Source organism: Pseudomonas sp. JDS08PS003 (assembly GCF_045013505.1).
Classification (GTDB): Bacteria; Pseudomonadota; Gammaproteobacteria; order Pseudomonadales; family Pseudomonadaceae; genus Aquipseudomonas; species Aquipseudomonas protegens_B.
This window is the reverse complement of record NZ_CP120724.1, coordinates 2,992,926-3,004,882: the sequence shown is the minus strand read 5'-3', so window position 1 is coordinate 3,004,882 and position 11,957 is coordinate 2,992,926. Positions and strand designations below refer to the sequence as shown.

9 protein-coding genes are annotated in these 11,957 nt (G+C 64.4%); 6 read left to right on the top strand and 3 right to left on the bottom strand.

The window, feature by feature from the left end; all coding sequences use genetic code 11:
* The first annotated feature begins 18 nt into the window (after window positions 1-18).
* The 5 genes from P7C00_RS13860 to copD all read left to right on the top strand — a co-directional run bounded on the left by P7C00_RS13860 (window position 19) and on the right by copD (window position 6,155).
* Window positions 19-1,389, top strand: coding sequence for an MFS transporter (locus P7C00_RS13860; RefSeq protein ID WP_404939511.1), 1,371 nt, complete (start codon window positions 19-21; stop codon window positions 1,387-1,389).
* Between the two features lie 18 nt (window positions 1,390-1,407).
* A complete protein-coding gene (locus tag P7C00_RS13855) occupies window positions 1,408-3,762 on the top strand; it encodes a glycoside hydrolase family 3 C-terminal domain-containing protein (protein WP_404939509.1) in 2,355 nt (784 codons plus the stop codon).
* Between the two features lie 57 nt (window positions 3,763-3,819).
* Window positions 3,820-4,779: a helix-turn-helix domain-containing protein gene (locus P7C00_RS13850; protein WP_404939507.1), complete on the top strand. Its 960-nt coding sequence runs from the start codon at window positions 3,820-3,822 to the stop codon at window positions 4,777-4,779.
* Between the two features lie 128 nt (window positions 4,780-4,907).
* Entirely contained in the window at window positions 4,908-5,276 is a 369-nt protein-coding gene (copC, locus tag P7C00_RS13845) for a copper homeostasis periplasmic binding protein CopC (RefSeq protein ID WP_346632587.1), read from the top strand.
* A 3-nt stretch (window positions 5,277-5,279) separates the two neighbouring features.
* Window positions 5,280-6,155 (top strand): copper homeostasis membrane protein CopD, encoded by an 876-nt coding sequence (copD, locus tag P7C00_RS13840; RefSeq protein ID WP_404939505.1) that lies wholly within the window; start codon window positions 5,280-5,282, stop codon window positions 6,153-6,155.
* A gap of 345 nt (window positions 6,156-6,500) precedes the next feature.
* Here copD and P7C00_RS13835 read toward each other — a convergent pair whose 3' ends face one another.
* Complete coding sequence (locus tag P7C00_RS13835; protein ID WP_404939503.1) at window positions 6,501-7,625, bottom strand: HlyD family secretion protein; 1,125 nt, start codon at window positions 7,623-7,625, stop codon at window positions 6,501-6,503.
* Window positions 7,622-9,277, bottom strand: coding sequence for an MFS transporter (locus P7C00_RS13830; RefSeq protein WP_346632584.1), 1,656 nt, complete (start codon window positions 9,275-9,277; stop codon window positions 7,622-7,624). The genes P7C00_RS13835 and P7C00_RS13830 overlap by 4 nt, the downstream gene beginning before the upstream one ends.
* Window positions 9,278-9,491: 214 nt before the next feature.
* Here P7C00_RS13830 and dapF point away from each other — a divergent pair, with 214 nt between their 5' ends.
* Window positions 9,492-10,286 carry a diaminopimelate epimerase gene (gene dapF / locus P7C00_RS13825; RefSeq protein ID WP_346632583.1) on the top strand — a complete coding sequence of 265 codons (795 nt, stop codon included), beginning with the start codon at window positions 9,492-9,494 and terminating at the stop codon, window positions 10,284-10,286.
* Between the two features lie 15 nt (window positions 10,287-10,301).
* Here the strand turns inward: dapF and P7C00_RS13820 are convergent, their stop codons facing one another.
* A complete protein-coding gene (locus tag P7C00_RS13820) occupies window positions 10,302-11,786 on the bottom strand; it encodes a DASS family sodium-coupled anion symporter (protein ID WP_325985927.1) in 1,485 nt (494 codons plus the stop codon).
* Window positions 11,787-11,957: the final 171 nt, after the last annotated feature.

Genomic DNA, 11,957 nt, shown 5'->3' with positions numbered 1-11,957 from the left:
TTGTCGCGGATAACAACAATGAATACGCCAACCGCCAGGATCTGTGCGAGCTACGTGGTCCTGGGTGCCAAGGAGAAGATCGGCTACGGGCTGGGCGATCTGGCCAGCAACCTGTCCTTCGGTTTCGTCTCGCTGTTCCTGCTGTATTTCTATACCGATATCTATGGCTTGTCCGCCGCCGAGGCGAGCCTGGTGTTCGTCATCGCCCGAGTGATCGACGCGCTGTTCAACCTCCTCATCGGCTACGGGGTGGACCGCACCCGCAGCCGCCACGGCAAGCTGCGTCCCTACTTGCTGTACGGCGCCCTGCCCCTGGCAGGCCTGAGCATCCTGTGTTTCAGCGCTTGGGACATCGAGCTTAAATTCACCTACGCGCTGGTCAGCTACACCCTCTATTGCCTGGCCTATACCACGGTCAACACGCCCTACTCGGCGCTGACCAACCGCATGACCCAGCACGAAGGCTCGCGGGCCTCGCTGTCGGTGTATCGCTTTGTCCTGGCGGTGATCGGCTACCTGATCGTGGCCACCAGTGCCGAGCGTCTGGTGGCGCTGTTCACCGATCCCAGGGACGGCTACGTCTTCGCGGTGAGCCTGTTCGCCCTGCTGGCCACCTTCTGCTTCATCGCCTGCTTCGGCATGACCCGCGAACGCGTGGACCCGCGCCAGGACAGCCCGACGCCGTCGATCCGCGAGATGCTGCGGGCGGTATTCGACAACCCACCGCTGTTTCACTTGTCACTGTTCACCCTGTTTTTCTACATCGCCTACACCCTGTGGATGGCCATTGCCGTGTACTTCATCAAGTACGTGATCGGCGATGAGGGGTTCAGCCCGATGTTCTTCGCCCTGCAGACCGCCGCCTACATCCTCGGCACCGTGCTTTCGGAAAAACTCATCGCCGTGCTGGGGAAGAAGAAAATGACCCTCGGGGTGTTGCTGCTGGGGATCGGCGGGCTGCTGACGCAGTACGGCTTCGCCGCCGGCAACCTGCCGCTGACCCTGTTCTGCATCGCTCTGTACAGCATCACCCTGGGCGCCGGGTTCGTCGCCATGTGGTCAATGATCGCCGACACCGTGGAGTACGCCGAGTGGAAGAACGGCCGCCGGGCCGAGGGCGCCATTTATGGCTTCTTCAACTTCGTGACCAAGATCGCCATGGCCCTGGGCGGCGGCCTGGCCGGCCTGCTGCTGCAGCTTTCGGGCTACTCGGCGGCCCAGGTGGATGCCCAGGCGATCAACGCCATTACCCTGATGATGACCCTGGTGCCGGCACTGATGTTCGCCCTGGGTTTGGTCTTCGTGCTGTTCTACCCCCTGGACGAACAGACCTACCGCAACCTGCTGCAGCGTATTGAACAACGCAAGCAAACAGCCCTAGCCCGCTGACCTCAAGGAGCCTGCCCCATGCCCGATTCTCACTCCCAGTTGCTGGCCCGGATGAGCGCCGCCGACAAGGTCAGGCTGCTCAGCGGCCAGGGCCTGTGGCGTAGCGCGCGCCTGGAACACCTGGGCATCGATGACTTCATCATGACCGACGGTACCTACGGCGTGCGCTACAGCACACGGCAGATCGAGGACGGCGCCAGCTGGAGTTTCGAGGACTTTATCCAGGTGGTGAACCAGAACTGCGGCGAAATGCCCGCGCAGCCGTCACCGGCCAGCGGTTCCGAAGCGCTGTTCAGCCCGTCGAAACCCGCCACCTGCTTTCCCAACGGCTCCAGCCTGGCCTGCTCCTGGGACCTGCACCTGCTGTATCGCATGGGCCAGGCCCTCGGGGTGGAGTGCCAGCACTTCGGCGTCGGCCTGCTGCTGGGGCCGGGAATCAATATCCGCCGCACGCCCCTGGCCGGGCGCGGCTATGAATACTATTCCGAGGACCCGATCCTCAGCGGCGAACTGGCCGGGGCCCTGATCAACGGCCTGCAGGATCAGGGCGTGGGCGCCAGCCTCAAGCATTTCGCCTGCAACAACTCGGAGTACCGGCGCACGGAAATGGACTCGGTGGTGGACGAACGCGCGCTGCGGGAGATCTACCTGGCCGGTTACAAGCGTGCCATCGACCGGGCCCAGCCATGGACCCTGATGTCGTCCTATAACCGCCTCAACGGTGTGCAGACTTCTCAGCATCAATGGCTACTGACCCAGGTGCTGCGCCATGAGTGGCAGTACCCGGGGCTGGTGATGTCCGACTGGTACGGCATCAAGGACCGTCCGGCAGCGCTGCTGGCCGGTAACGACCTGGCCATGCCCGAGAGCCGCCGCGACCAGCGCGAGCTGCTGCACGCCATCGAACAGGGGCAGATCCCCAGCGATGTCCTCGACCGTTCCTGTCGGCGCATGCTGGACCTGATCGACAAGGTTCACCGTGGCCGCAAGCCCGAGACCCGGGCCGACTTCAAGGCCCATCACCAACTGGCCCAGACCCTGGCGGCCGAATCCCTGGTGCTGCTGAAGAACCAGGACCGGTTGCTGCCCCTGTGCCCGCGGAAAACCCCGCGTATCGCGGTGCTGGGCAAGCCGGCCCAGGAACCGGTGATCCAGGGCTCGGGGTGTGCTACCACTCGCCCCTACCTGCTGGACCGGCCCCTGGACGAAATCTTCGAACTGGGGGCCGAGGCCTTCGAGATCCGCTACGCGGTGGGCGCAGCGCACGACCAGCAACTGGACCCCACCGACCTGGCCCAGGCCCTGGATACCGCCCGCAGCGCCGATGTGGCGATCCTGTTCGTCAGTACCGCGGTGGGCGAAGACGGAGAAAACGGCGACCGCCAGCACCTGGGCATTCTCCCCAGTCACGAGCGGCTGATCGGCGAAGTGGCCAAGGTTCAGGCCAACATTGTCGTGGTCCTGGCCAACAGCGACGCCGTGGTCATGCCCTGGCTGGATCAGGCCAAGGCCGTACTGGAAACCTTTTTTGCCGGCCAGGGCATGGGGCGCGCCGTGGCCCAGGCACTGTTCGGGGTGATCAACCCCAGCGGCAAGCTCACCGTCAGCGTGCCCAATAGCCTGGAAGAAACCCCGGCGTTCCTCACCTACCCCGGCGAGAACCTGCAGCAGCGCTACAGCGAAGGCCTGTTCGTCGGTTACCGCTACTACGACAAGCGCCGCCTGGAGCCGCTGTTCCCGTTCGGCTTCGGCCTCAGCTACACCTGTTTCGAGTACCGGGCAATCCGCCTTTCCAGCAGCAGCCTGACACCCGGGCAGCAGCTGACGGTCAGCGTGGAGATCGCCAACCAGGGCGAGCGCTTCGGCAAGGAAGTGGTGCAGCTGTACCTGGCCCCGCCGACCTGTCGCCTGCCCCGGGAAGTCCAGGCCCTCAAGGCATTTACCAAGGTGGCCCTGGAGCCGGGTCAGAGCGCCTGGGTCGAACTGCATCTGGACTGGGACGATTTCGCCTACTACGACCCGGCCCTGGCCCGCTGGGTGGTGGACAGCGGCGAATACCAGCTGCGGGTTGGCGGGTCCTCGCGGCACATCGAGCTGTTGGCCGAGGTCCAGGTGCAGGCGCCAACCCTGTATCCGCCGCTCAACATTCACAGCTCCCTGGTGCAACTGCTGGACAACCCGGTGCTGTTCCAGCAGGTGGCGCGGCTGGTGGCGCACAAGAGCGGACTGGCGGAGCAACAGGTACAGGAAAAGCTGCGCAAGATCGCCCCGGAGCTGTTCTGCGGCTTGCTGATCACCCTGACGGAAATGCTCGAACTGGACATCTCCCGTGAAGAACTGGCGGCGGCCCTGGAAGTGGACGCCCCGGCATGACCCGGCGCCGGTTCGGATACAGTTCGCAAACCGACGCTGCTGATTCGAGGATACCCGATGCTGCCATTTTCCATGACCCGTCCTGCCCCGAGTGCCGGCCCCGGGCATGAGCTGGTGGAGTTCGACCGGCAGCAGATCAACCTGTTTGCCGCCCAGGTGCAACGCTGCGAGGCCCACTGGCATGCCGCCGCCGAACTGATCTGCGTGCTCAAGGGCCGCTTTCTGATCAGCGTCGACCCGCACAGCCAGCACCTGGGCCCCGGCGGCATGCTCTACATCAACCCCGAACGCAGCCATGAACTGCAGGCCCTGGAAGCCGATAGCCAGTTGCTCACGGTGCAATTCTCACCGCACCTGTTCGAGCAACTGCAGCCCGGCCTGCACATCGACTATCAAGTGCCGGATGCCAGCCAGTACCGCCCGCGCGACCGCCAGATCAAGGCGGCCCTCAGGCAACTGGTGGCGCATGACCTGGACGGCGCCGAGGGTGATGCCTTGCGCCGTACCGCGTTGATCTACCTGCTGCTGTCCAGCCTGCACCAGGCCAATGACGCGCCCCGGCAACCGGCACGGCTGAACCTGCGCAGCAAGGACCAGCAGTTGATCAGGCACTGCATCGACTACATCAACCGCCATTACCAACGGGAACTACCCCTGGCGGAAGTCGCCGCCCAGGCCAACCTCAGTTACCACCACTTCTCCAAGCTGTTCAAGAAGGTCAACGGCTGCAACTTCAAGGACTACCTGGCGCAGGTGCGGGTCAACCGCGCGCGCTTCCTGCTGAAAAACACCCAGTTGCCGATCACCGAAATCTGCTACAGCTGCGGCTTCAGCGAGCACAAGCAGTTGATCGCGGCATTTCGCAACCACTGCGCCCTGACGCCCAGCGAGTACCGCAAGCAGTACCTGTCGCAATTGCAACGGGATTACCGGGATGCCGGCCGGGACTTTCGCTGCCTGGAGTGGGACAGCCAGATCCTCGGCTTGCTCGACGCCGATCCGCCACGAGCTTCCTGATCCGCGGCGGCTTCGATGTACACTGGCGCCGCCCAAGGATTGGGCCGGGGCCGAAAGTCCGCCCCGGGCCTTTTTAGTCGCCGCCAGTCGTGGCTTATCGCCCTCCAATGTTCATCAGGTACCTGACCATGTCACTGAAAAATCTGCTCAATGCCACCGCCCTGCTCGCCTCGATGCTCGCCGCCTCCTCGGTATGGGCCCACGCCCACCTGAAAGGCTCGACCCCGGCGGCCGACAGCAGCGTGGTTGCGCCCAACGAACTGCGCCTGGTGTTCACCGAAGGCGTGGAAGCGGCCTTCACCCAAGTGAAGATCAGCAAGGACGGCGCCCCTCTCGAGGTGAAAGGCCTGGCCACCGAAGGTGCGGACAAGAAGACACTGATCGTCACCCCGGCCGCCACGCCACTGCGCGCCGGCGAATACAAGGTGGAATGGCACGCGGTGTCGGTGGACACCCACAAGAGCGAAGGCAGCTACAGCTTCAAGGTGAGCCCGTAATCCATGGCGTCATGGCTGGTGCTGTGCCGCTTCGTGCACTTTGCGGTGGTGCTGATCCTGGTCGGGGCCTGGGTATTTCTCCCGCTGTTGCTGGGCCGTGATTCAGCACAGAACGGCCAGGGCGCCGTGCATCGACAGCTCGATCGGCTCAGCCGCTGGTTGACGCTGATCGGCCTGGGCAGCGGCCTGTGCTGGCTACTGCTGATCACCGCCAGCATGGCCGGCTCCTGGTCGGCGGCGCTGGACCCGGCGACCGTGCAATTGGTGCTGGGCAAGACCTTCTTCGGCCAGGTCTGGACCTGGCACCTGCTGCTCAATCTGCTGTTGCTGGGGCTGCTGCTGACCCCGCTGGGCCGGCGCCTGCCGCTGCAACTGGGGTTGGGCGCCCTGCTCCTGGCAACCCTGGCTCCGGTGGGTCACGGCGCCATGCTCGATGGGGTGCAGGGGCAGATGCTGATCCTCAATCAGATCGTGCATTTAAGCTGTGTCGCCATCTGGTTGGGGGGCTTGCTGGTGTTGTTGCTGGTGTTGCGGCAACCCGCGGGGCTGTCTGTCGAGCCCTTGTTAAAGCGCTTCAGCGGCGTGGGTTATGGCCTGGTAACCGGCTTGCTGCTAACCGGCCTGATCAACGTGCGGGTGCTCACCGGGCAATGGTGGCCGACTCCATTGTTCAGTGGTTTTGCCCTGATCCTGCTGATCAAGGTGCTGCTGGTGGCCGGCATGCTCGGGCTGGCGTTGTTCAACCGCCTGCGAATCCGCGACTGCGACCAGCGCCTGTCGAGCCTGCGCAACAGCGTGCAAATGGAGTGGCTGCTGGGGGTGGCGGCAGTGGCCGCGGTCTCGCTGCTGGGCACCTTGCCACCGATGCAGGCGGCGTAAACCTCAGCCTGTAGGAGCTGGCTTGCCAGCGAAAGCGTCGGCAGCATCGCTGCAAATCTTACGGGCCTCTTCGCCGGCAAGCCGGCTCCTACGAAAAGCATCGGACGCGGGTAAAACACAGACCCGTTGTAGGAGCTGGCTTGCCAGCGAAGGCGTTTGCAGCATCGGTGCAAATCTTGCCGGCCTCTGCGCCGGCAAGCCGGCTCCTACGAAAAGCATCGGACGCGGGTAAAACACAGACCCGTTGTAGGAGCTGGCTTGCCAGCGAAGGCGTTTGCAGCATCGCTGCAAATCTTGCCGGCCTCTGCGCCGGCAAGCCGGCTCCTACGTGAGGTGGTGTGTCGGCTATTGGCGGGTATCGATGCTGACCACCACCGACAATCCGGGACGCAGGCGTTCAAGCTCCGGCTGATCCGGGTCGACGGTGATCCGCACCGGTACGCGCTGGGCAATCTTGACGAAGTTGCCGGTGGCGTTGTCGGCCTGCAACAAGGCGAACTCGGAACCGGTGGCCGGGGAAATCCGTTGCACCTTGCCGCTGAATTTGCGGTGGCTCAGGGCATCCACGCTAAAGCTCACCGGCTGCCCGACCCGCACATTGTCCATCTGGGTTTCCTTCAGGTTGGCAATCACCCACAGCTGGTTCGGCACCAGCGCCATCAACTGTGCGCCAGAGTTGACGTAGGCCCCCAGGCGCACACCGATCTGCCCCAGCTGACCATCCCGGGGGGCGAGGATGCGGGTGTTGGACAGGTCGATCCGCGCCAGTTCCACCGCTGCTTGGGCATTGGCCACCGCAGCCTCCAGGGAGCCGCGATTGACGATCACGGTCTGCAGGTCCTGGCGGGCTATTTCCAGTTGCGCCTGGGCCTGGGCCACCGCGGCCACGGTCTGGGCATTGGCCGCACGGGTCACGTCCAGCTCGCGCTTGGACACCGAGCCATCGGCAATCAGCGCTTCGTTGCGCTGCAAATCGGCCGCGCTCTTGCGGGCCTGGGCCTGGCTGTCGGCCAGGGCGGCCTGGCGCAGTTTGATCGTGGCTTCAGCGCTGTTGCGCTGTTGCAGGGCATTGGCCAAGGCGGCCTTCTGCACTGCCAACTGAGCCTGGGACTGGTCCAGACGCTGCTGGTAGATGCGGTCGTCGAGGCGCACCAGCAGATCGCCGGCCTTGACCTGCTGGAAATCCTGCACCGGCACCTCAAACACATAGCCGCTGAGTTGCGGGCCGATGATGGTCACCTGCCCGCGTACCAGGGCGTTCTCGGTGCTTTCGATGGCGCTGGAAAACGGCGGCAGTTGCCAGGCGTAGAGCACGATCAGCACGCCGACAATGGCGATGGCGGCAAAGCCCAGGGACGAGAGGATGCGCACCGCCAACGGCCGTGGCTCGGTGGCGGGAATACTCGGCGGGCCGTTGGGCTCGGGAGTCGAGGCAATGGCGTTGGTGGTGGGGTTGACGGTTTCGCTCATGAACTTGGGGCACCACTGGGTTGAACGGGAGCCGCGGGCGCGACTGCTTGGGTCGTGCTCATCAGCCACAGGCTGCGAATGAATATCCAGATCATGGTGAGTACGGCAATCACTGCAATCAGCATGAATACATCGTTATAGGCCAGCACGTTGGCCTCGCGGGTGGCCGCGCTGGCCAGGCTGCGAATGCCTTGCAGGGTGCGCAGATCGGGGTCGGCAATCACCTTGCCGTAGGCCGCCCCGCCACTCTGCACCCGGGCCAGGACCTGAGGATCGAGCAGGGTCAGTTGCTCGACGATATGGCTGGAGTGGTATTTCTCGCGCACGATCTGGAAGGTCCCGAGCAAGGCCGAGCCGATCAGCCCGCCGAGGTTCTGGCAGATGCCGAACAGCACCGAGAAGCTCACCAGATTGCGCGGATTGGTCAGCACATTGCGGGTGCCCAGGACCATGGTCGGGCCGAGGAAAAAGGTGCCGCCAAAGGCCAGGAGGAACTGGCTGAGGTACATGTTGGCCGGGCGCGTGAGGTTGCTGGAGAAACTGTCCATCACCGAGCCCACGGCCATCAGCGCCAGGGAAATGATCAGCGGCATCAACAGGTGCGCCGGGTTGATGGTCAGGGCGCTGGTGGCCAAGCCGGCGATGCTGCCCAGTAGCATCACCCCGTAGAGCAGGCGCATCTGCTGGCTGCTCATGTTCAGCGCTTGGAGAAAACCCACGGCGCCGGTGGACTGCTCGGACAGCACCATGCGGATCAGGATCACCGCCAGGGCCAGGCGGATCATCGCCCCACTGCCCAGCCAGCGGGTCATCAGCATCGGGTTGCGGCGGTTATGTTCGATGCACAGCCCGGCCAGGATCAGCACGATGGAGCCGGCGCTGGCGTAGCCGATCCACGGCGCCTCCAGCCACCAGTCAATGCGCCCCAGGGACAGCACCGCGCACAGCAGGGCAACGCCTGTGGCCAGCAGGGCGAAGGTCAGGAAGTCGAGTTTCTCGAAGGTGCGAAAACGGTCCCCCGGCGGCAGCTTGAGCATGAACACGCAGCCCAAGGAGGTCAGCGCCAGGCCCAGTTCGAACAGGTACAGGCCACGCCACTCGGCAATCTGCAGCAGGTCTTCGGAAAACAGCCGGGCCAGGGGCAAGGCCAACTGCGAGGTACCCAGCCCCAGCACCAGGGCCTTGAGCCGCCATTTCGCCGGGAAGGCCTGGACCATGTAGTACAGCCCCAGGGAACTGAGCGCCGCGCCGACCATGCCGTGGGCCGCCCGCACGGCAATGGCCGAGCTCAGGTCGTTGACGAACAGGTGGCCGAAGGTCACCAGGGCATAGAGCACCAGAAACACTTCGGTGAAGGCCCGCAGGCCGAACTGCTGGCGAAACTTCACCAGCAGCAGGTTCATCGACACGTTGGTCATCACGTAGGCGGCCGGCAGCCAGGCCATTTCCGCCGTGGTTGCCCCCAGTGCCCCTTGCAGGTACGGCAGATTGGCGATCACCAGCGAGTTGCCCAGGCCGCCGGTGATCGCCACCAGCAAGCCCACCAGCGCATAGGCCAGGCGCTTGTGAGTGGGGTGCAGCGGTGTCGAGGGGGAACCGGGCAAGCTGGGCTTTTCGTGGGGCTGCCAGTTGCGCGGGGCGTAATGATCCATGCCGTGACCTTGTGCTGTGCCGGCCGCTGTTGCAGCGGTTGGCGATGTTCCCGGTGGTCCGGCAGTGTGCCGGAAAATCCCGCCGTCCAGGCAATGCCCGGGCTTGCAGGATGAATTTTATTTTAAGGCGCTGGCGCCGGTGGCTTTTTTTCGCAATCCTGCGTTCGCTGGTGGTCGTAGCACCGGTTGCCTGCCCTCGCCTGTCGGAGCCCGAATGCCGCTGAACTTTGTGAAGATGCACGCCAATGGCGACGATTTCGTGCTGATCGATGCCCGTGGTCGCGCCAACCCGATCACCGCTGAGCGGGCCAGGGCCCTGGGAGATCGCCAGCGCGGCATCGGTTTCAATCAGTTGGTGGTGCTCGGCGATTGCCACGAGAGTGCGGCGCAACTGACCTTCTTCAACGCCGATGGTTCCAGCCTGGATACCTGCGGCAGCGCCACCCGCGGCGCCGCCGACCTGCTGATGCAGGAAAGCGGCGCCACCGAGGTGCAGGTGAAAACCGCTCGCGGCCTGCAGCAATGCCTGCGCCTTGAGGATCAGTCGCTGTCCGTGGAAATGGGCCTGCCGTCGTTCGACTGGCAGGCCATCCCCCTGGCTCAAGCGTTGGACAGCCTGCACCTGCCGCTGCCGGGAACACCGGCGGCGTGCAGCATGGGCAACCCCCATTGCAGCTTTTTCGTCGACGATCTGGAACAGCTGGACATTGCCGCGCTGGGCCCAAAGATCGAGAGCGACCCGCTGTTTCCGCACAAGACCAACGTGCACTTCATCCAGGTGCTGGACCGCCAGACCATCCGCCTGCGCATCTGGGAGCGCAATGGCGCGATCCCCCTGGGCTCCGGTTCCTGCTCCTGCGGGGCGGCGGTCAACGGCATCCGTCGTGGCTTGCTGGACAGCCCGGTGCGGGTGCTGTGCGACGGTGGCCCGGTGACGGTGAGCTGGGACGGCCAGGGCAAGGTGCGCCTGGCCGGCAGCGTGACCCGGGTGTTCAGCGGGTCAGTGTGAAGGGGTGGGTTTTCGCTACATCCAGCCCAGCCATTTCCACCAGGTCATGGCGAACACCAGCATCAGCAGGTAGCCGATCAGCGTCACCAGCAGCCCGACCTTGGCGAACTGCCGGGCATTGAAGGTCTCGGTACCCAGGCAGACCATGTTCTGCGGCGCGTTGATCGGCAGGATAAAGCCGTAGCTGACGACAAAGCCCAGGAGCATGGTCATGCCCAGCCGGCTGAACTCCCCAGGCAAGGTCTGCAACACCGCGATCAGGATCGGCAGCAAGGCCGAAGTCAGGGCCGTGGCGCTGGCGAACCCGAGGTGGATGAGAATCAGGAACGCCGCAAGAATGGCGAACACCGCCAAAGGCCCGACCTGATCCAGGCCGGTATGGGCCACCACCTGCCCTCCCAGCCACTGCCCGGCCTGGGTGCTGAGCAGCGCCGAACCCAGGCTGATGCCGACCCCGAAGACAATCACCGTGCCCCAGGGAATGCGCGACTGCACATCCTTCCAGGTCATGATGCCGATCCGTGGCAGCAACAGGATCACCAGCCCGGCGTAGGTGGTGGTCGTGGTGTCGAAGGGGTGCAGTTTGCCTTCGGTGGACCAGGCCAGGAGCAGCAGCACCGACACCGCCAGCAGGCGCTTCTGCGGCCCGGTCATGGGGCCGATGTCCACCAGGGACTGGGCCACCGCTTCCTTGCCGCCGGGGATGCTGTCGGTTTCCGGGGGCAGCAGTTTCAGCACCAGCCACAGCAGCACCAGGGACATGATCACCGCCCAGGGCGCGCCGGCGATCAGCCAGTCGAGCCAGGCCACACGCTGGCCGAGCATCTTGTCCATGAAGCCCACGGTCAGCAGGTTCTGCGCCGCGGCGGTCTGGATGCCGACGTTCCAGATGCTGGTGCCCTGGGCGACCACGATCATCAGCCCAGCGGCGATATTGGAGCGCTTGTCGACGCCGAACGCGGCGATCACGCCCATCATGATCGGCACCACGCAGGCACTGCGGGCCGTGGCGCTGGGCACCAGCAGGCTGAGCAGGATGGTCACGGCAATGGCGCCGATGAGGATGCGCCGGGTACTGGTGCCGACCCGGGTCAGGGTCACCAGGGCGATGCGCCGGTCGAGGCCGGTGTGGGTCATGGCGGCGGCGATGAACAAGGCACCGGCCACCAGGGCCAGGGCCGAGTTGGAGAACCCGGTCAGGGCCAGGCTGATGGCTGCCGAGCTGCCATAGACCTGGGTCGGGTCCTGCAGGGTTGGCGCGGTGCCAATCAAGAACGCCATCAGCGCTGTGATCATGATCGCGCTGGCCTCGTAAGACACCGCTTCACTGATCCACACCACCACGGCAAACGCCAGGATCGCCAGCATCCGGTGGCCGGCCACCGGCAGGTCGGCGGGCAGTGGCAGAAGCAGCACCCCGACCATGGCCAGTACGGCGATCAGCAATCCAATCGGTAATACAGCCTTGGCCGCGGGCGCCGTTGTCAGAGGCGTAGTCATGGGCCTTTTCCTTTTCAATTGGAGAGCGCCCAGCTTGCTACAAAACCGCCAAAAGCGCGTTGATAAAGGTCAAGCCTGCGCAGTTGCCCGCCGTTGATCTGGCTCTGGGTTGAAGCCACACACACGCAAAGAAATATTTTTTTACATCTCTACAGATTTTTCATCTCTTTG

Excerpts from the sequence above, each read along its gene's own strand:
- P7C00_RS13850 (WP_404939507.1), top strand. The coding sequence starts at position 3,820 with ATGCTGCCATTTTCCATGACCCGTCCTGCCCCGAGTGCCGGCCCCGGG.
- P7C00_RS13830 (WP_346632584.1), bottom strand. The coding sequence starts at position 9,277 with ATGGATCATTACGCCCCGCGCAACTGGCAGCCCCACGAAAAGCCCAGC.
- P7C00_RS13855 (WP_404939509.1), top strand. The coding sequence starts at position 1,408 with ATGCCCGATTCTCACTCCCAGTTGCTGGCCCGGATGAGCGCCGCCGAC.
- dapF (WP_346632583.1), top strand. The coding sequence starts at position 9,492 with ATGCCGCTGAACTTTGTGAAGATGCACGCCAATGGCGACGATTTCGTG.
- P7C00_RS13820 (WP_325985927.1), bottom strand. The coding sequence starts at position 11,786 with ATGACTACGCCTCTGACAACGGCGCCCGCGGCCAAGGCTGTATTACCG.
- copC (WP_346632587.1), top strand. The coding sequence starts at position 4,908 with ATGTCACTGAAAAATCTGCTCAATGCCACCGCCCTGCTCGCCTCGATG.
- copD (WP_404939505.1), top strand. The coding sequence starts at position 5,280 with ATGGCGTCATGGCTGGTGCTGTGCCGCTTCGTGCACTTTGCGGTGGTG.
- P7C00_RS13835 (WP_404939503.1), bottom strand. The coding sequence starts at position 7,625 with ATGAGCGAAACCGTCAACCCCACCACCAACGCCATTGCCTCGACTCCC.
- P7C00_RS13860 (WP_404939511.1), top strand. The coding sequence starts at position 19 with ATGAATACGCCAACCGCCAGGATCTGTGCGAGCTACGTGGTCCTGGGT.